We start from the raw sequence: 19,121 nt of genomic DNA on the forward strand, positions 1-19,121 counted from the left end.
CCCACAGTGGACTTGTACAAGCCAGTCAGTCGGCGTTCTCCAGCAGATTATGCAACTCCACGAACTGCTGGGTCAGCTTATGCCGCGGGTCCAGGTGGATCAGCGGCAGGCTCGCCTGGTGCGACTCCCGCATGCGCACCGAACTGCTCAGGTATACCGGCAGTACCGGCAAACCCTCGGCAATCAATTCGTCGAGGATCTGCTGCGGCAGGCTGGCGCGGGCCTGGAACTGGTTGACGACGATGCCTTCGACTTCCAGGCCTTCGTTATGGTCGTCCTTCAGCTCTTCGATTTCCGCCATCAGGCCATACAGCGCCTGGCGTGAAAAACTGTCGCAATCGAAAGGAATCAGTACCCGATCAGCCGCGATCAACGCCGAAACTGCATAGAAGTTGAGGGCTGGCGGCGTATCCAGGTAGATCCGGTCGTAATCTTCGTCCAGCTCTTCGAGCAGTTTGCGCAGCTTGTTGATCTTGTGTTTCGCCTCAAGCTTGGGCTGCAGGTCCGTCAGTTCTGCCGTGGCAGTAATGACGTGCAGGTTGTCGAAGGGCGTCTCGTAGATATCGACCTTGTTCTTCTTCGAGAAAGGCCCCGACGACAGGGTCTGCTTGAAGAAGTCGGCGATTCCCATGGGAATGTCCTCGCCGGTCAGGCCAGTCAGGTACTGAGTGGAGTTGGCCTGGGCATCCAGGTCCACCAACAGCGTGCGATAACCCTCGCTGGCGCTGACCGCCGCCAGATTGCAGGCGATGCTCGACTTGCCCACGCCACCTTTCTGATTGAACACCACACGCCGCATGACAAAACCTCCGTGTATCAAAGATTCCCGAGTGTAGTAGGCCGGGATGCCGCTTCGCTACCTTCGTCATGGACGGATTACAGTGTCGGTGGCTTTTTCGGACAACCGAGCGTCAACTAACCCGCAAAGTGGCGGAAGTGTCCGACATGCAACGTCTCCACAACCGCAATGGGCATGCCCGAGCCGAGCCTGACCAGCCGACGGATTTCTCTGGACAAAATGTAACCAACATTTGCTACAAGCCAACCGCACCGGGATAATGCGCGCCACTTGGGTCGCAAGGCCATGCAGGGTTGGACGCGGGTCAAGCACTGAACCGTGACAAGAAAAAGCCCGCAGGGGTGGGATGAGTCTGTGATCAATTTCAACATCGCCCAATGGCGCGCCTGGGCCACTGGGCTCGAAAGCGTGGACGATTGGCAGGCATGGAACCGACAACCGGTCGTGCCGCCCGCCAGCGATGCGGCCCCTGACGTGTCGTTCCTGCCCGCCATGCAGCGCCGCCGACTCAGCCGCCTGGCACGCATGGCGTTCAGCGTCGCCTGGCCGCTGGCCGAGGGTCGACCGGACCTGCCGTTGGTCTTTATTTCCCGTCACGGCGAAACCCCGCGCACGTTTGAGATTCTCAAAGACCTGGCAGCCGACCAGCCCTTGTCACCGACGCAGTTCAGCCTGTCGGTGCACAATGCGGTCATTGGCCTGTGGTCGATCATGCGTGGCGAAACCAGCGAGATGACTGCCCTGGCCGCCACGGGCGACGGCTTGGAGCACGGCATGCTCGAAGCCGCCGCGTTATTGAACGAGGGTGCGCCAGCGGTACTGCTGGTGATCACCGAAGAGCAACCGCCGCAGGTGTACGCGCCGTGGGTCAACGACGTGCCGTTTCCCTATGCGCTGGGGCTCCTGCTGACCCCGGGCGACGACTGGCAACTTGAATTATCCACTCCGTCAGCGCCGGTGCCCGGCAGCGACTGGCCCCATGCCCTGGATCTGCTGCGTAAGCTGCTGGATGACAACATCACCTGCCAACATGCCTGGAAGAATCGTCTATGGACCTGGCAACGCAACCGGTGACCGGTAAACATCGCGACGCCTATTACTGGCGCCTGCTCGCGACCGCTGCAAGCTTCGCCCTCTTCGGGCTGGGCGGACTGTGCCTGCGATTGGTGGTGTTCCCGTTGCTCAATGCATTGCCCGGCGATCCCGCAACCCACCGACAACGCGCCCGGCGCACGGTCGGGCGCCTGTTCTGGTCCTTCATCCGCTTCATGGCCCGTACCGGCGTGCTCACCTATCAGATCGACGGCGCGGAGAAACTCGGCCGGCCCGGGCAGATGATCATCGCCAACCACCCCTCGCTGATCGACGTGGTGTTCCTGATCGGGCTGGTGCGCGACGCCAACTGCGTGGTCAAGCAGAGTCTCTGGACCAATCCCTTCACCCGTGGCCCGCTGCGCTCGACGCAGTACATCAGCAACGATGGCAGCATGGACATGCTCGATGCCGCCAGCGACGCGCTGCAGGACGGCCAATGCCTGATCGTCTTTCCCGAAGGTACCCGCACCCAGCCAGGCCAGGCGCCGGCCTTTCATCGCGGGGCCGCGGCCATCGCCCTGCGGGGCGCGAAGGTCCTTACCCCGGTAACGATCAAGGTCAACCCCACCACCCTGACCAAGGCCGAACCCTGGTATCGCATCCCCCAACGGCGCGTGCACTTCAGTTTTCGCGTAGGGGCCGATATAGATCCACAGGCCTTTATCGCGCTTGGCCCCCCGCCGCAGGCTTCGCGCCGGCTCAACGATTTTCTGCATCACTATTACATCAAGGAGCTCGCCGAAGATGAGCGATCTGCACCGTGACATCAAACAGCTGATCATCGACGCCCTTGGCCTGGAAGACATCGGCGTCGACGACATCGGCGACCACCAGACCCTCTTCGGCGAAGGCCTGGGCCTGGATTCGGTGGATGCCCTGGAGCTCGGCCTGGCGATTCAGAAGCAGTACGGCATCAAGATCGACGCCGACGCCAAGGACACCCGTAACCATTTCAGCAACGTGGCAAGCCTTGCGGCCTTCGTCACTGCAAAACGCCCCTGAGACCGGACCATGCAAACTCGCGACGACATTTTCAACATTCTGCGTGCGGCCCTGGTTGAGCTCTTCGAGCTGGAGCCCGAGCGCGTGACGCTGGAAGCCAACCTGTACCAGGATCTGGAAATCGACAGCATCGATGCGGTCGACCTGATCGACCACATCAAGCGCCAGACCGGCAAGAAGATTGCCGCCGAGGAATTCAAGTCGGTGCGTACCGTCAATGACGTGGTCGAGGCGGTCTATCGACTGGTCCAACCAGCCGCATGAGCCGGCTGATTGGCCTCGGCCTGCTGCTGGCGGGCCTGCTGTACCCCTTCGCGGTGTATTTCGGCATGGAGCACTTTGCTCCATGGCAGTTCGGGCTGTTATTGGGTGGCCTGTGGCTGGCCCGGGCGTTGCTCGGCAAAGGCAACCCCGGCAATCGCTGGATGGCGGCCTCGGCGATTACCTTTTGTGTATTGCTCGCGGTGTTCGACAGCCCGCTCCTGCTGCGCTGGTATCCGGTGCTGATCAGCGCGTTCATGCTCGGCCTGTTCACCCTGAGCCTGAAATATGGCCCGCCGGTGGTTGAACGCCTGGCCCGCCTGCGCGAACCGCAGTTGCCGGCCAAAGCGATGGTTTACACCCGCCGGGTAACAGTGGCCTGGAGTGTGTTTTTCTTGTGTAACGGTGTGCTCGCCGCCGCCCTGACCCTCTGGGCGCCGCTGAGCTGGTGGATGTTGTACACCGGCCTGATTTCCTACGGACTGATGGGCCTGATGTTTGCCATTGAATGGCTCATACGACAACGGGTAAGAGGCCGCCCATGAATTGGATTACGCTTGAGCAGATGCTGCTCGAGGCCCAGCCGGAGCGCGTGGTTGCAGTCGACCCGGCGTTGAATCACGCGCAACTGCGCGACGCCGCGCTGTGCCTGGCCGCTAGCCTGCAGGCCCGGGACATCCGCCGCGTGGCCGTGCACTTCGAAGATGCCGCCGACCTCGCGGTAGCTTTGCTCGGCGCCTGGCGCGCCGGGGCGCATGTGCTGCTGCCCGCTGACTTGCAAGCGCAGACGCGCCAGCGCTGGTCGGCCGACGTCGACTTGTGGCTGACCGACTTGCCCGTAGACGCCCGGCCCGACGAGATCAGCCAGGCGCCGCTGGAGGCCGCCGAACTGGACCTCGATCAGTGCTGGTTGACCCTGTGCACCTCCGGCTCGAGTGGCGAGCCCAAGCGCATCGAGAAAACCCTGCGCCAGCTGGGCAATGAAGTCCAGGCGCTGGAGCAATTGTGGGGCGCCGACCTCGGTCCGCAGGCCTGCATGATCGGCAGCGTCGCTACCCAGCATATCTACGGTCTGCTGTTCCGGGTGCTGTGGCCGTTATGCGCCGGACGCAGCTTCGTGCGGCGACAGTTGGCTTTCCCCGAAGATCTGCAGCGCGCCAGTCGCGATCATCCGCAATTTGCCTGGGTCGCCAGCCCGGCGCTGCTCAAGCGCATGGGCGACAACCTCGATTGGCCGGCCTTGAGCAGCGTGCGCCGGGTGTTCTCCTCCGGCGGCGCGCTGCCGGCCGAAGCAGCCCGCAGCCTTCAGCAACGCCTGGGACAATGGCCGACGGAAGTGTTCGGCAGCTCGGAAACCGGCGGTATCGCCTGGCGTCAGGGCGGCGACCTCTGGCAACCCTTTGCCGGCGTCGAACTGGGCCAGGACAGTGACGGCGCCCTGCTGATTGCTTCGCCGTATCTCCCAAGCGGCCATGTCGAGCACAGCGCCGACGCGGCGCGTATCACTGAGGACGGGCGCTTCGAATTGCTCGGCCGCCTGGATCGCATCGTCAAGCTTGAAGAAAAACGTATCTCGCTGCCGATGCTGGAGCAGGCGCTGACGGCCCACGACTGGGTCAGCGAAGCACGACTGGGGGTGGTCCAGGAAAATCGTGCCTCCCTCGGTGCTCTGCTGGTGCTCAGTGAAACCGGCCTGCATGCCTTGCGCAACCTGGGCCGACGGGCCTTGACCGAGGCCCTGCGCCAGCACCTGAGCGGACATTGCGAAACCCTGGCCCTGCCACGACGCTGGCGCTGGCTGCGGCAACTGCCGTTCAACGCCCAGGGCAAACTGGCCCAGACCGAGGTCGAAGCCCTGCTGATAGCGCCACGTCCCAAGGCGCCAGAAGTGCTCGACCAAGGCGAGGCCGACGGCGAATGGAACCTGCGCCTGGCCGTGCCGCCAGACCTGGCGTACTTCAGCGGTCACTTTCCCACCGCGCCGGTCCTGCCCGGCGTGGTGCAGGTGGACTGGGCCTTGCACCTGGGCCGCCAACGGATGGACCTGCCGCCGCGATTCGTCGGCATGGAAGTGCTGAAATTCCAGCAACTGGTGCGCCCCGGCGATGAAATCCAACTGCACCTGCGCTTCGATCGCGAGCGCGGCAAGTTGTATTTCGCCTATCGCAACGACACCGCGGCGTGCTCCAGTGGGCGGATTGTGTTGGGAGACATACCGCATGCATAACCCCTGCGCCGTCATCCCGGTCTACAACCACGAAACCGCCATCGCGACGGTGGTCCAGACGTTGCTCGGCAACGGTTTGCCCTGCGTGCTGGTGGACGATGCCAGCAGCCCGGCCTGCGCGGCGGTGCTGGAGCAACTGGCCGGGCACGAGCGGGTTCACCTGGTCCGGCTGGCGGTCAACCAGGGCAAGGGCGGCGCGGTGATGACCGGCCTGCGAGAGGCTTCGCGGCTGGGCTTCAGCCACGCCTTGCAGGTCGACGCCGATGGGCAACACGACCTTGGCGACGTGCGTACCTTCATCGAGCAATCCCGCGCCCACCCGGACGCGCTGATCTGCGGCTATCCGCTGTACGACGCCAGCGTGCCGAAGGGGCGCCTGTACGCACGCTACCTGACTCACGTGATGGTCTGGATCAACAGCCTGTCCCTGCAGATCCGCGATTCGATGTGTGGCTTCCGGGTCTATCCCCTGGCCCCCACCCTGGCGCTGATCGACTCGGCGAACATCGGCAAGCGCATGGACTTCGATTCGGACATCCTGGTGCGCCTGTCCTGGCGCAACCAGCCGATGCACTGGTTGCGCACCCGCGTGCATTATCCTTTGGACGGGGTTTCGCACTTTCGCCTGTTCCACGACAACGTGCTGATTTCGCGCATGCACACTCGGTTGTTCTTCGGCATGCTGGTGCGCTTGCCGGTGATCCTCTGGCGACGGTGGCGAGCATGAGCACAGACCAACAGCATTGGGCAGACCGCCAGGAGCGCGGCAGTTTCTGGTTGATGAAACTCACCGCGTTGGCTGCGAAGGTCCTTGGCCGCAGGCTGCTCACGCCGGTGCTGTACGGCATCGTCTTGTATTTCTTCGTTTGCGGGCGCAGCGCCCGGCAGGCGGCGTGGCAATACCAGCAGCGGCTCGCCGACTGGAGCCATCAGCCCGAGTTGCGCCCAACGCACCGGCGAGTGTTCGGGCAGTTCATGGCTTTTGCCGATTCACTGCTGGATAAACTCGACGTCTGGAACGGCAAACTGAGCATCGAGCAGATCGAAATCGTCGACCCGGCGCTGCTGCGCAATCATCTGCGTGACAGCCGTGGGCAAATGCTGGTGGGCGCGCACCTGGGCAATCTGGAAATGTGCCGGGCCCTGGCCGAACTGGGCGAGAAAGTCACCATGAACGTGCTGGTGCACACCAAGCACGCCGAGCAGTTCAATCGCTTGCTCGGCGAAGCCGGCGCCACGCACCTGCGGTTGATCCAGGTCAGCGAGCTGGACCCGCTGATCATGCTGCAACTGAGCGAGCGCCTGGAGCGCGGCGAATGGCTGGCGATCGCCGGCGACCGCGTGCCGCTGCATGGCGGGCGCAGCGTGACGGTGGATTTCATGGGGCACCCGGCCGCGTTCCCGCAAGGCCCCTGGCTGCTGGCCGGCCTGTTGAAATGCCCGGTCAACCTGCTGATGTGCCTCAAGCACGAGGGCCGTTATCGCGTCACCCTCGAACCGTTCGCCGATGCCGTGGTTTGGAAACGCAACGAGCGCGAACAGGTGATCGCCCATTGGGCCGGCCTGTACGCCGCCCGCCTGGCGCAATATTGCCTCCAGGCGCCACAACAGTGGTTCAACTTCTACCCTTTCTGGAAGACCGATGACCAAGCCCATTCCTGAGCCGGTAACCTTCGGCGAACACGCCTTGCGCATCGAAGACGTGCAGGCCCTGGCCAACCGTCAGGCGCCGACGCAATTGCAGGCTGACCCGACGTTCCGCCAGCGCATCGCCAAGGGTGCGCAATTTCTCGACTCGTTGCTGGACAAGGAAGGCGTCATCTATGGCGTCACCACCGGCTACGGCGACTCTTGCGTGGTGGCCGTGCCGTTGCACCATGTCGAAGCCTTGCCGCGGCACTTGTACACCTTCCACGGCTGCGGGCTGGGCAAGCTGCTCGATGCCCAGGCTACCCGCGCCGTGCTGGCCGCGCGTTTGCAGTCGTTGTGCCACGGCGTGTCAGGGGTGCGAGTGGAGCTGCTGGAACGGCTCCAGGCGTTCCTCGAACACGACATTCTGCCGCTGATTCCGGAAGAAGGTTCGGTGGGCGCCAGTGGCGACCTGACGCCGCTGTCCTACGTCGCCGCCACGCTGTCCGGCGAGCGCGAAGTGCTGTTCCGTGGCGAGCGCCGGCTGGCTGCAGACGTGCACCGCGAACTGGGCTGGACGCCGCTGGTGCTGCGGCCCAAGGAAGCCTTGGCGCTGATGAACGGCACCGCGGTGATGACCGGCCTCGCCTGCCTGGCCTTCGCCCGCGCCGATTATCTGTTGCAACTGGCGACCCGCATTACCGCGCTGAATGTCGTCGCCCTGCAAGGCAACCCGGAGCACTTCGACGAGCGCCTGTTCGCCGCCAAGCCACACCCGGGCCAGATGCAGGTCGCCGCGTGGCTGCGCAAGGACCTGGCCATCGACGCGCCCACCGCACCGCTGCATCGCCTGCAGGATCGCTACTCCCTGCGCTGCGCGCCCCACGTATTAGGTGTGCTGGCGGACAGCCTGGGCTGGCTGCGTTCGTTCATCGAAACCGAGCTCAACAGCGCCAACGACAACCCGATCATCGACGCCGAAGCCGAGCGCGTGCTGCATGGCGGGCATTTCTACGGCGGGCACATCGCCTTTGCCATGGACAGTCTGAAAAACCTGGTGGCCAACGTCGCCGACCTGCTCGACCGCCAGCTCGCACTGCTGGTGGACGAGCGCTACAACCATGGCCTGCCGAGCAACCTGTCCGGCGCCAGCGCCGAGCGGGCGATGCTCAACCATGGCTTCAAGGCCGTGCAGATCGGCACCAGCGCCTGGACCGCGGAAGCCTTGAAGAACACCATGCCGGCCAGCGTGTTCTCGCGCTCCACCGAATGCCACAACCAGGACAAGGTGAGCATGGGCACCATCGCCGCCCGGGACGCGATCCGTGTGCTGGAGCTGACCGAACAGGTCGCTGCCGCGACCTTGCTGGCGGCCAACCAAGGCGTGTGGCTACGCAGTCGCGCCGACGATGCGCGACCTTTACCGCCGGCGCTGGCCGCCATGCACCAACAACTGGCCGAAGACTTCCCGCCGGTCATCGAAGACCGCGCCCTGGAAGGCGAATTACGCCTGTGCCTGCAACGCATCGCCGAGCAACACTGGAGGCTGCATGCGTAGCCAGGGCGTTCTGCACGTTGACACCCGGATCGTGGTGCCGTTTTTCGACGTCGACTCGATGAACGTGGTCTGGCACGGCCACTACGTCAAATACCTCGAAGTGGCCCGCTGCGCCTTGCTCGACCTGATCGGCCACAACTACAACGACATGCTCGAATCCGGCCATGCCTGGCCGATCATCGACTTGCAGTTACGCTATGTACGCAGCGCGGTGTTCGGCCAGACCCTGACCGTACGCGCCAGCCTGGTGGAGTGGGAAAACCGGCTGAAGATCAACTACCTGATCAGCGACGCCGCCACCGGCGAACGCCTGACCCGGGCGAGTTCGGTGCAGGTGGCCGTGGACATGGCCAGCCGTGAAATGCTGCTGGCCTCGCCGCGGGTATTTGTCGAAGCCGTCGAGAGGAAACTGCCATGAAACGCCTGTTCATCTGGCTGCTGCTGTGTGGCTTGGCGCCGCTGGCCCAGGCGTTCGACCTGCAGCAATTGAGCGAGCAACTGGCCCGCCCGGAGGTGATCCACGGCCAGTTCATCCAGGAAAAACATCTGCGCGCCCTGCCCCAGCCGCTGATCAGCAAGGGCCGTTTCGTGCTGGCGAAAAACCACGGCCTGCTGTGGTTGCTGCAAACCCCGCTGCAACAGGACTACCGCATCACGGCCAAAGGCATCGCCCGGCGCGACGGCAACGCCTGGCAGATGCTGCCGAACAAGAGCGCCGGCGCCGAGCAGAACCGCCTGTTCCTGGCGGTATTGCAGGGCGACAGCAGCGGCTTGCAGCGGGATTTCGAGCTGAGCCTCGCGGGCCAGCCGCAGCAGTGGAAACTCACCCTGACCCCACGCTCGGTGCTGCTCAAACAGGTCTTCAAGCAGATCAATATCGACGGCGGCGAACTGGTCCAGCGCATCGAACTGCTGGAAACCCAGGGTGACAGCACTTTACTGCAGATGCAGGACGCTACCGGCGCGCAACCCTTGAGCGAAGCGGAGCAACATGACTTTGCCGAGTGAACGCACGCTGCCACGGCTGTTCCTGATCCTGCTGCTGGCAGTGCTCGCGCTCGCCGGTTGGCAATGGCGCAACGGTGCGCCGCTGTCGGCCAACCTCATGGAACTGGTCCCGGGTACATCTCCGGACGCCTTGGAGCTTGTCGCTGAACAACGCATGCAGGAACCGCTCAATCGCGAGGTCCTGATGCTGGTCGGCCACGCCGATCGCCAGCAGGCCATCGCCCTGGCGCAAGCCCTCGGTGAGCAATGGCAGGCCAGCGGGCTGTTCGACAAGGTCCAATGGACGCTCCAGGCCGACTTGCCGGCGCTTCGTTCGCAGTTGCTGGATGGCCGCTTGGCGATGCTCTCGGCGGTCGACCGGCACCAGTTGATCGAGCAGCCCCAGGCATTTATCCAGCAGCGGGTACAGGCCCTGTTCGACCCGTTCAGCGGCTTCAGCCTGGTGCCCAGCCAGGACGACTGGCTCGGCCTGACCGGGCGCATCCAGAACAGCCAGCCACAACGCGGCGCCATACAACTGGACGTGGGCAGCGGCGCGCTGGTCGCCGAAGCCGACGGCAAACATTGGGTAATGCTGCGGGCGCGTACCCAGGGCAATGCCTTCGACATGCACCTGCCGCTGCAAGTCGCCGATCTGCTGCAACTCAGCCGTGATCAAGCCAGCCAGGCCCAGGGCCAACTGCTGGCGGCCAGCGGCCTGTTGTATGCCGCCAGTGGTCAGCGACAGGCTTCACGCGAGATCACCTGGGTCGGCGGCGGCGCGACGGTCGGCATCCTGGTGTTGCTGTTGCTGGCGTTCCGACGCTTTGCCGTATGGCTGGCGTTCGTGCCGGTGCTGGTCGGCATATTGTTCGGTGCGGTGGCGTGCGTGGCGCTGTTCGGGCGCATGCATGTGATGACCCTGGTCCTGGGTTCGAGCCTGATCGGCGTGGCGGTGGATTACCCGCTGCACTACCTGTCCAAAAGCTGGAGCCTCAAGCCGTGGCGCAGCTGGCCGGCCCTGCGCCTGACCCTGCCGGGCCTGAGCCTGAGCCTGGCAACCACTTGCATCGGCTATCTGGCGCTGGCCTGGACGCCCTTCCCGGCCCTGACCCAGATTGCCATCTTCTCTGCCGCCGGCCTGGTCGGCGCCTATCTGTCAGCGGTCTGCCTGTTGCCGGCCCTGCTCAAGCACGCCGACCTGCGCCCCGCGTTATGGCCGCTACGCCTCTGCGATAACCTGCTCAGGTGCCGCGAAACGTTGCTGGCGCGGGTGCGCACGCCGATTCTGCTGGCCTTGTTGCTGGCCTTCTGTGGTGGCGGACTGTGGCAACTGACCAGCAAGAACGACATCCGCCAGTGGATCGGCACGCCCCAGCACCTGACCGACGAAGCCCGCGATGTCGCGCGCATCACCGGTTTCCAGCCGACCAGCCAGTTCTTCCTGATCCGTGCCGATGATCAAGCACAGCTGCTCGAACGCCAGACCGCCCTCAACGAACGGCTCGACCAACTGATCGGCCTGGAAAAACTCCAGGGCTACCTGTCCCTCAATCAGCTGGTCAGCCCACCTGCCGAACAGGAAAAACTCCGCGCGGCCCTGGCGCGGTTGCCGGCGTTCTGGCAACCGCTGCTGGACCTGGGCGTGCCGCTCGCCGCGCTGCAAGCGGAGTTGAAGCAGTTGCAAGCCTTGCCAACCGCCGACATCGATGCCGCACTGAGCGGGCCGCTGGCCCAACCCTACCGCATGCTCTGGCTCGGCCCGACAGGCCAAGGCGTGGCGGCGGTGGTCAGCCTGCAAGGCTTGAACGATGCCGCGTTGCTCCGTGTGCAGGCGGTGGATCTGCCCGGCGTGCATTTGGTGGATCGCCTCGGCGACCTCAACCGCGTCTTCGCCGCCACACAGGTCAGCGCCGCCGAACTGAAGCTGGCCTCCTGCGTGCTGATCGTGCTGGTGCTGATCTGGCCGTTCGGCGTCGGCGGGGCCTTGCGCGTCGTCGCCCTGCCGCTGTTGGCCGCGCTGTGCAGCCTGGCGAGCCTCGGCTGGCTGGGGCAACCGTTGACGCTGTTCAGTCTGTTCGGCCTGTTGCTGGTGACGGCCATCGGGGTCGACTACGCCATCCTCATGCGTGAACAGATCGGTGGGGCCGCCGTGAGCCTGCTCGGCACGCTGCTGGCGGCGACCACCACCTGGCTGTCGTTCGGCCTGCTGGCGTTGTCCAGCACACCGGCCGTGAGCAACTTCGGTCTTGCGGTGAGCCTGGGGCTGGCGTTCAGCTTCATGCTGGCGCCGTGGGCCGGGCAGCAGGCCCATGCGAATGCCGCTACGGAGCCGGTGGAATGATGACCCTGCTGTTCTGGTTGATGGCCCTGGCGCTGTTTGCGGTAGCGACGGTGGCCGGGCGACGCTGCGGACTGATTCCGATCGTCAGCCAGTTGCTGCTGGCGACGTTCGGCCTGCCCTTGCTGATGTATTTCTGGGTCGAACCGGGCTGGCACCTCAGCGGTGCGCAACTGGTTTCGCCGGTGTGGTTGAAGAACCTCTACAGCCTGGCGTTCGCCCTCTTGCTCGGGCACATCCTCAGCGATGTGATCGACCTGCGCCTGGACCGCCAGAGCGTGAAAATCGCCCTGCCGAGCTTCGGCGTGCCGTTTGCCTGCGGCCTGGCGACCGCGTTCTGGCTGCTGCCGCCGCAGCCGTGGATCAGCTCGCTGGCGGTGGGGTTGCTGTTCGCGATCACGGCGATACCCGTGCTGTATCTGTATCTGCGCCACATCGCCTACCCGCCCGACGCGACCCGCCGTCTGGTGCAGACCGCGATCCTGATCGACCTGATCTGCTGGAGCCTGTTCGCCCTCGCCCAGGGCAGCCTGCACCTGGCCAGCCTGCTGCTGCCGCTGGCCGCCGCCGGTGTGCCGTTGCTGCTGCGCCTGGCGGGCCTGCGCCAACCCTTGCTGCACAGTGGCCTGTTCTTTGCCCTGCTGGTGGCGGCCGAACATTACCGGCTCAACGCGCTGATCACCGGCATCGGCTACCTGCTGTGCATGGCGGCGCTCAAAGTGCCGCTGGTATTGCCGCTCGGCGCTGCGTGGATGCACAGGTTGCAGACCTACCTGGCCATCCCCTTGATCCTGACGTTCGGCATTGTCCAGATCAATGTGCACAGCGCCCTGGACAGCCTCGGCTGGGTCCAGCTGGCGGCGTTGCTGCTGTTGCCGATTGCCAGCAAACTGCTGGGCAACTGGCTGGGGCTGGGTTGGGCCGGAGCCTCGTTCGCCGGTGCCAGCCGCTTTCGGGAAAGCATCCTGCTGAATATCCGCGGCTTGAGTGAAATCGTCTTCCTCAATCTGCTGCTGCAACAACAACTCATCAGCCCGGCGCTGTATTTCGCGCTGATGCTGATGGGGTTGTTCGCCACATTGTTGCCGGCCCTGGCCGGCTTTCACCGTATTCCCTCGATTGCCGTCCAGGCGAGGAGCCCCAGTGCCAACAGTTGAAATGGAACGTCGACAGGTCGTCATCATCGGCGCAGGCCCTTCCGGCGCCATCGCCGCCGCACTGCTCAAGCGCAAGGGCCACGATGTGCTGGTCATCGAGCGCCAGCATTTCCCCAGGTTCTCCATTGGCGAAAGCCTGCTGTCCCATTGCCTGGATTTCGTCGAAGAAGCCGGCATGCTCGAGGCGGTCAACGCCGCCGGGTTCCAGCGCAAGAATGGCGCGGCATTCGCCTGGGGCGAGCGCTACAGCGCCTTCGATTTCGGCGACACCTTCAGCGAAGGCAAGCCCACCACGTTCCAGGTCCAGCGCGCCGACTTCGACAAGTTGCTGGCTGATCAAGCGGCGCTGCAAGGTGTGGAAATCCGCTACGGCCAGGCCATCGTCAGCGCCGATTTCAGCCTGGTCAAACCGCAACTGGGGGTGCAGCGCGAAGACGGCAGCGAGTACCGCGTCGAGGCTGATTTCGTCCTCGACGCCAGCGGCTACGGCCGGGTCCTGCCGCGTCTGCTGGACCTTGAGGCACCGTCGAACTTCCCGCTGCGCCAAGCGGTGTTCACCCACATCGAGGACCGCATCGACAGCCCGGCATTCGATCGGGAGAAAATCCTCATCACCACGCATCCGACCCAGCGTGATGTGTGGTTCTGGACCATTCCGTTCAGCGACGGTCGTTGCTCGGTCGGCGTGGTCGCCGCGGCGGAGCACTTCGCAGGCCGCACCGACGACCTCGATGCCGGCCTGCGCGGCTTCATCAACGAAACCCCAAGCCTGGCCGGCGTACTGGGCAAGGCCATCTGGGACACGCCGGCACGGACCATCGGCGGCTACTCGGCCAACGTCAAGACCCTGCATGGCCCTGGCTTCGCCCTGCTGGGCAACGCCGCGGAATTCCTCGACCCGGTGTTTTCTTCCGGCGTGACCATCGCCATGCGCTCGGCAAGCATGGCCGCCGGCGTGCTGCATCGCCAGTTGCAAGGTGAACAGGTGGATTGGCAGAGCGAGTTCGCCGAACCGCTCAAGCGCGGCGTCGATACCTTCCGCTGCTACGTCGAGGGCTGGTACGCCGGCACTTTCCAGGACGTGATTTTCTACAGCGAAGGCTCTGCCGACATCCGCCGCATGATCAGCGCAATCCTCGCCGGCTATGCCTGGGACCAGCGCAACCCGTTCGTCAGCGAACCCAAGCGACGCCTGCGCATGCTCTCGGAAATCTGCGCGAGCCCGGCGCCATGAGCAAGCAACCATGAGCTACCTGAGCGATAACTACGTCGAAGAAACCCGCTTCGGTTTGTGGTTCCTGCGCAGCCACACCTGGCAGCACCATGTGCTGCGCGTGGCCATCGACGATTTGCGCAGCCTGTTCAGCTCCGCGCCGCCGGCAAATCCGGTGCTGCTCGATGCCGGTTGCGGCCAGGGCAAATCGTTTCGGTACCTGCGTCAGGAGTTCGCACCGCAACGCCTGATTGGCGTCGACGCCGACCCGCACAGCCTGAACCTGAGCGCCGCGGAAGCGGCTCGCCAAGGCATGGCCGTGGAGCTGATCGGCAGCGACTGCGCGACATTGGTGGTGCCCGATGCCAGCGTCGATTTGCTGTTCTGCCACCAGACCTTCCATCACCTGGTGGAACAGGAAAAAGCCCTCGCCGAGTTCTATCGCGTGCTCAAGCCCGGCGGCTACCTGCTGTTCGCCGAATCCACCAAGGCCTACATCGATACCTGGGTGATCCGCTGGCTGTTCCGCCACCCGATGCAGGTGCAGAAAAGCGCCGCGCAATACCTGGCGATGATCGCCAATCAAGGGTTCCGCTTCGAAGACTGCAACGTCTCCTATCCGTACCTGTGGTGGAGCCGCGCCAAGGACTTCGGCCTGCTGGAACGCTGGGGCCTGCGCCGGCCCAGGCCGTTTGGCGAGCGCGAGGAAACCCTGGTCAACGTAGTGGCCCGCAAGCCGCTCGAAGGGGGCGACGGATGATCCGTGGTCTGCTTGCAGGTTTACTCTTGCTGCTCAGCGCCTGCGCCAGCCAGGCACCACTGCCCGAGCGCATGCCGACCCTGGCGCTGCCGCTGCAATTGCACATCGAACGGCAACTGGACGGCCAGCGCCAGGACTGGCTGCTGGTGATCCAGCGCGAAAGCGCCGGCATCCGCTGGTCGATGATGGATCCGCTGGGCATTCCCGTCGCTCGCCAGCGCCTGGTCGGCAGCCAATGGCAAGCCGACGGCCTGCTGCCGCCCAATGCCGAAGCCCGGGAATTGTTCGCCGCCCTGCTGTTTGCCCTGACCCCCGAGGCGGAACTGGCCGGCCGTTACCCGGCCGCCCGGCAGCAAGACGCTGGACGAACGCTCGATACCCGCTGGCAGGTGCGCTACACGCAACCGCTGGATTTTCAACTGAGCCTGCCGCAGGGTCCGCATTACCGCATTACACCGTTGAGCGAGAGCGCACGATGACCGCTTATTTGAACGCCTTGGGCGTGATTTGCGCCCTGGGCCGAGGCAAACGGAACGTTGCCCGCAACCTGTTTGCCGGCGACTGCTCAGGCGTGCGCATCGAAGCCGGTTGGGTGGCCGAGCGAGCGTTGCCGGTCGCTTGCGTAACCGGTGAACTCGCCCTTATTCCTGAATCCATGGCGGCGCAACGCAGCCGCAACAATCAGCTGCTACTCGAAGCAGGGTTGCAGATTCGTCCCGAGATCGATCAGGCCATTCAGGCTTACGGTCGTGCGCGCATCGGCATCGTGCTGGGGACAAGCACTTCGGGCATCGACGAGGCCAGCCAGGGCATTGCCCACTATCTGCGCGAGCAACGATTCCCCGAAGGTTACGACTACCAGCAGCAGGAACTCAGCGCGCCAGCCAACTTCCTCTCCGACTGGCTTGGCCTGAGCGGCCCGTCCTACGTGATCTCGACCGCTTGCACCTCCAGCGCTCGGGCCCTGATGAGCGCTCGCCGCCTGCTCGACCTGGGATTGTGTGACGCGGTGCTTTGCGGTGGTGTGGACAGCTTGTGCAAGCTGACCCTCAACGGCTTTTCAGCATTGGAAGCGGTCTCCGGCGAGCGCTGCAATCCGTTCTCGGTGAACCGCAGCGGCATCAACATCGGCGAAGCGGCGGTGCTGTTTCTCATGAGCAAGACCCCGTCGGATGGGCACTCGATTGCCCTGCTCGGCGACGGCGCCAGTTCCGATGCGCATCACATCTCTGCGCCGGAACCCAGCGGCCGGGGTGCCCGCCAGGCCATGGAAAAAGCCCTGCGCTGCGCCGGCCTGGACGCCAGCCAGATCGACTACCTGAACCTGCATGGCACCGCCACGCAGCATAACGACGCCATGGAAAGCCACGCAGTGGCCGGCCTGTTCCCGGCGGGCGTGCCCTGCTCGTCGACCAAGCCGATGACCGGCCACACCCTCGGCGCGGCAGGCGCATTGGAGGCGGCGTTCTGCTGGCTGGCCCTGTCCGGTGAAAATAGCGCACAGGCCCTGCCGCCGCATGTCTGGGACGGCCAGGCCGATCCCGAGCTGCCGGCATTGGCCTGGGTAACGCCCGACACCCGCTTGCACCCGAACCTGCCCCGTCGCCTGATGAGCAACTCGTTTGCTTTCGGCGGCAACAACGTCAGCCTGATTATCGGAGACGCGCAATGATTGACTGGCCGCTCGCCGAATTGCTGCCCCACGCCGGCGACATGATCCTCATCGACCGGGTCCTGTCTTTCGATGACGAGCAGATCCATACCGTCGCCACCGTCAGGCCCGGCGGTTTGTTCAACCGCGACGACGGCGCGCTGCCGGCCTGGGTCGGCATCGAGCTGATGGCCCAGAGCGTCGCGGCATTTGCCGGTTGCCACGCACGCCAACGCGGCGATGCCGTGGAGCTGGGCTTTTTGCTCGGAACCCGCAAGTTCGAATGCAACGTCGACTCTTTCCCCCTCGGCACCGAGCTGACCCTGCACGGCGTGCGCTCCCTGGAAGACGACAATGGCATGGGTGTGTTCGAATGCCACATCCGCGCGCCCGGCATCCATGCCAGCGCACGGTTGAATGTGTTCCGCCCGCCCCACGCCGCGCAGTACCTCAATGAACCGTCCGCAACAGGAAACCAGCCATGACTGAATCCGTACTGGTCACCGGCTCCAGCCGTGGCATCGGCCGCGCCATCGCCCTGCGCCTGGCCCAGGCCGGCCACGACATCGTCTTGCATTGCCGCAGCGGTCGCGCCGAGGCCGAAGCCGTCCAGGCGCAAATCCAGGACTTGGGCCGCAACGCCCGGGTGCTGCAATTCGACGTCGCCGATCGCGCCGCTTGCAAGGCCATCCTCGAGGCCGACGTGGAAACCCATGGCGCCTATTACGGCGTGGTCCTCAACGCCGGCCTGACCCGCGACGGCGCGTTCCCCGCGCTGAGCGAGGACGATTGGGACAGCGTGATGCGCACCAACCTCGACGGTTTCTACAACGTGCTGCACCCGGTGATGATGCCGATGATTCGCCGTCGCGCCGCCGGGCGAATCGTTTGCATCACGTCGGTGTCCGGCCTGATCGGCAACCGTGGCCAGGTCAACTACAGCGCCTCGAAAGCGGGCCTGATCGGTGCGGCCAAGGCGTTGGCAATCGAGCTGGGCAAGCGCAAGATCACCGTCAACTGCGTCGCGCCGGGGTTGATCGACACCGCCATGCTCGATGAGAACGTCCCCGTGGAAGAATTGATGAAAATGATCCCCGCCCAGCGCATGGGCACGCCTGAAGAAGTGGCCAGCGCGGTGAATTTCCTGATGTCCGCCGAAGCCGGCTACATCACCCGGCAAGTCCTGGCCGTCAACGGAGGCCTGTGCTGATGAAGCGCGTCGTCGTCACCGGCATGGCCGGCATCACCTCCCTGGGCAGCGATTGGGACACCATCGCGGCCAACTTCGCCGCCAACCGCAGCGGCATCCGGCGCATGCACGAGTGGGACCGCTTCAGCGAATTGAACACCCGCCTGGCCGGGCCCGTGGACGACTTTCAGGTTCCGGCCCACTGGACCCGCAAGCAACTGCGCAGCATGGGTCGGGTCTCGCGCCTGGCGGTGGGCTCGGCGGAACAGGCCCTGGCCGATGCCGGCCTGTTGGGCGACCCGTCGATCAAGGACGGACGCATGGGTGTGTCGTGCGGCTCCTCCACGGGCAGCACCGATGAAATCAAGGCCTTCGGCAACATGCTACTCAACAGCGTCGCCGAAGGTTTGAACGCCAACTCCTACGTGCGGATGATGCCGCACACCACGGCGGCCAATATCAGCATCTTCTTCGGGCTGACCGGGCGCCTGATTCCCACGTCCAGCGCCTGCACCAGCGGCAGCCATGGCATCGGCTACGCCTACGAGGCGATCAAGTTCGGCCGCCTGCCGTTGATGCTCGCAGGCGGCGCCGAGGAACTGTGCCCGACCGAAGCAATGGTCTTCGACGCGCTCTACGCCACCAGCCTGAAAAACGATGCCCCACAAACCAGCCCGCGACCCTACGACAAGGGCCGCGATGGCCTGGTGATCGGCGAGGGCGCCGGCATGCTGGTGCTCGAAGAACTCGAACATGCCCTGGCCCGTGGCGCACGGATCCACGCCGAGATCGTCGGCTTCGGCAGCAATGCCGACGGCCAGCACGCCACCCGCCCCGAGTTGAGTACCATGCGCCGCGCCATGGAACTGGCTCTGGAAGACGCCGGCCTCGAACCGTCCGCCATTGGCTACGTCAACGGCCACGGCACCGCCACCGAGCAGGGCGACATCGCCGAAACCCTGGCCACCAGCAGCCTGTTTGGCGAACACATGCCCATCAGCTCGCAGAAAAGCTTCCTCGGCCACACCCTGGGCGCCTGCGGAGCCCTGGAATCCTGGTTCAGCATCGAAATGCTCAACCGCGACCGCTACGTGCACACCTTCAACCTCGACGAAGTCGACCCCGAGTGCGGCCAACTCGACTACCTGCGCAACGAGTTTCGCAGCATGAGCAACGAATACGTGATGAACAACAACTTCGCCTTCGGCGGGGTCAACACCTCGCTGATTTTTCGGCGCTGGCGTTGATCAAT

21 protein-coding genes are annotated in these 19,121 nt (G+C 64.6%); 20 read left to right on the top strand and 1 reads right to left on the bottom strand.

Annotated elements, in window-relative coordinates; translation table 11 throughout:
- Positions 1-25: 25 nt before the first annotated feature.
- Positions 26-799, bottom strand: coding sequence for a ParA family protein (locus ACE04F_RS02265; RefSeq protein ID WP_434602605.1), 774 nt, complete (start codon positions 797-799; stop codon positions 26-28).
- Positions 800-1,153: 354 nt separating this feature from the next.
- On the opposite strand from ACE04F_RS02265, the gene ACE04F_RS02270 reads away from it, so the two are divergent.
- From ACE04F_RS02270 to ACE04F_RS02365, 20 genes are read left to right on the top strand one after another with little or no spacing between them, the layout of a single operon-like run.
- Positions 1,154-1,873, top strand: a complete 720-nt coding sequence (locus ACE04F_RS02270) for a beta-ketoacyl synthase chain length factor (protein ID WP_486104489.1) — start codon at positions 1,154-1,156, stop codon at positions 1,871-1,873.
- Positions 1,849-2,658 (top strand): lysophospholipid acyltransferase family protein, encoded by an 810-nt coding sequence (locus ACE04F_RS02275; RefSeq protein WP_486104491.1) that lies wholly within the window; start codon positions 1,849-1,851, stop codon positions 2,656-2,658. The genes ACE04F_RS02270 and ACE04F_RS02275 overlap by 25 nt, the downstream gene beginning before the upstream one ends.
- A complete protein-coding gene (locus ACE04F_RS02280; protein ID WP_260959455.1) occupies positions 2,639-2,896 on the top strand; it encodes a phosphopantetheine-binding protein in 258 nt (85 codons plus the stop codon). The genes ACE04F_RS02275 and ACE04F_RS02280 overlap by 20 nt, the downstream gene beginning before the upstream one ends.
- A 9-nt stretch (positions 2,897-2,905) precedes the next feature.
- On the top strand, positions 2,906-3,160 hold the full coding sequence (locus ACE04F_RS02285) for an acyl carrier protein (protein WP_486104494.1): 255 nt from the start codon (positions 2,906-2,908) through the stop codon (positions 3,158-3,160).
- Entirely contained in the window at positions 3,157-3,702 is a 546-nt protein-coding gene (locus ACE04F_RS02290; RefSeq protein ID WP_486104496.1) for a COG4648 family protein, read from the top strand. The genes ACE04F_RS02285 and ACE04F_RS02290 overlap by 4 nt, the downstream gene beginning before the upstream one ends.
- The gene (locus tag ACE04F_RS02295) at positions 3,699-5,384 is read left to right on the top strand and encodes an ApeI family dehydratase (RefSeq protein ID WP_486104498.1); all 1,686 of its coding nucleotides are present in this window, start codon (positions 3,699-3,701) and stop codon (positions 5,382-5,384) included. Before ACE04F_RS02290 ends, ACE04F_RS02295 begins: the two co-directional genes overlap by 4 nt.
- A complete protein-coding gene (locus ACE04F_RS02300) occupies positions 5,377-6,111 on the top strand; it encodes a glycosyltransferase family 2 protein (RefSeq protein ID WP_434673371.1) in 735 nt (244 codons plus the stop codon). The genes ACE04F_RS02295 and ACE04F_RS02300 overlap by 8 nt, the downstream gene beginning before the upstream one ends.
- On the top strand, positions 6,108-7,046 hold the full coding sequence (locus ACE04F_RS02305; RefSeq protein WP_486104500.1) for a lysophospholipid acyltransferase family protein: 939 nt from the start codon (positions 6,108-6,110) through the stop codon (positions 7,044-7,046). Before ACE04F_RS02300 ends, ACE04F_RS02305 begins: the two co-directional genes overlap by 4 nt.
- Positions 7,027-8,571 (top strand): HAL/PAL/TAL family ammonia-lyase, encoded by a 1,545-nt coding sequence (locus tag ACE04F_RS02310; RefSeq protein ID WP_486104502.1) that lies wholly within the window; start codon positions 7,027-7,029, stop codon positions 8,569-8,571. The genes ACE04F_RS02305 and ACE04F_RS02310 overlap by 20 nt, the downstream gene beginning before the upstream one ends.
- Positions 8,564-8,989: an acyl-CoA thioesterase gene (locus ACE04F_RS02315; RefSeq protein ID WP_486104504.1), complete on the top strand. Its 426-nt coding sequence runs from the start codon at positions 8,564-8,566 to the stop codon at positions 8,987-8,989. The genes ACE04F_RS02310 and ACE04F_RS02315 overlap by 8 nt, the downstream gene beginning before the upstream one ends.
- Positions 8,986-9,579, top strand: a complete 594-nt coding sequence (locus tag ACE04F_RS02320) for a LolA family protein (RefSeq protein WP_486104506.1) — start codon at positions 8,986-8,988, stop codon at positions 9,577-9,579. Before ACE04F_RS02315 ends, ACE04F_RS02320 begins: the two co-directional genes overlap by 4 nt.
- Positions 9,563-11,902 carry an MMPL family transporter gene (locus ACE04F_RS02325; RefSeq protein WP_486104508.1) on the top strand — a complete coding sequence of 780 codons (2,340 nt, stop codon included), beginning with the start codon at positions 9,563-9,565 and terminating at the stop codon, positions 11,900-11,902. The genes ACE04F_RS02320 and ACE04F_RS02325 overlap by 17 nt, the downstream gene beginning before the upstream one ends.
- The gene (locus ACE04F_RS02330; protein WP_486104510.1) at positions 11,899-13,056 is read left to right on the top strand and encodes a cation:proton antiporter; all 1,158 of its coding nucleotides are present in this window, start codon (positions 11,899-11,901) and stop codon (positions 13,054-13,056) included. Before ACE04F_RS02325 ends, ACE04F_RS02330 begins: the two co-directional genes overlap by 4 nt.
- A complete protein-coding gene (locus ACE04F_RS02335; RefSeq protein WP_486104512.1) occupies positions 13,043-14,290 on the top strand; it encodes an NAD(P)/FAD-dependent oxidoreductase in 1,248 nt (415 codons plus the stop codon). The genes ACE04F_RS02330 and ACE04F_RS02335 overlap by 14 nt, the downstream gene beginning before the upstream one ends.
- Before the next feature lie 10 nt (positions 14,291-14,300).
- Positions 14,301-15,029: a class I SAM-dependent methyltransferase gene (locus ACE04F_RS02340; RefSeq protein WP_486104514.1), complete on the top strand. Its 729-nt coding sequence runs from the start codon at positions 14,301-14,303 to the stop codon at positions 15,027-15,029.
- A complete protein-coding gene (locus ACE04F_RS02345; RefSeq protein WP_486104516.1) occupies positions 15,026-15,508 on the top strand; it encodes a DUF3261 domain-containing protein in 483 nt (160 codons plus the stop codon). Before ACE04F_RS02340 ends, ACE04F_RS02345 begins: the two co-directional genes overlap by 4 nt.
- On the top strand, positions 15,505-16,701 hold the full coding sequence (locus ACE04F_RS02350) for a beta-ketoacyl-[acyl-carrier-protein] synthase family protein (RefSeq protein ID WP_486104518.1): 1,197 nt from the start codon (positions 15,505-15,507) through the stop codon (positions 16,699-16,701). The genes ACE04F_RS02345 and ACE04F_RS02350 overlap by 4 nt, the downstream gene beginning before the upstream one ends.
- Positions 16,698-17,165 (top strand): hotdog family protein, encoded by a 468-nt coding sequence (locus tag ACE04F_RS02355; protein WP_486104520.1) that lies wholly within the window; start codon positions 16,698-16,700, stop codon positions 17,163-17,165. Before ACE04F_RS02350 ends, ACE04F_RS02355 begins: the two co-directional genes overlap by 4 nt.
- Entirely contained in the window at positions 17,162-17,890 is a 729-nt protein-coding gene (fabG, locus tag ACE04F_RS02360; RefSeq protein WP_486104522.1) for a 3-oxoacyl-ACP reductase FabG, read from the top strand. Before ACE04F_RS02355 ends, fabG begins: the two co-directional genes overlap by 4 nt.
- Positions 17,890-19,116, top strand: a complete 1,227-nt coding sequence (locus ACE04F_RS02365; RefSeq protein ID WP_486104524.1) for a beta-ketoacyl-ACP synthase — start codon at positions 17,890-17,892, stop codon at positions 19,114-19,116. Before fabG ends, ACE04F_RS02365 begins: the two co-directional genes overlap by 1 nt.
- Positions 19,117-19,121 lie beyond the last annotated feature (5 nt).

It is taken from the genome of Pseudomonas sp. AGC41, assembly GCF_057334555.1.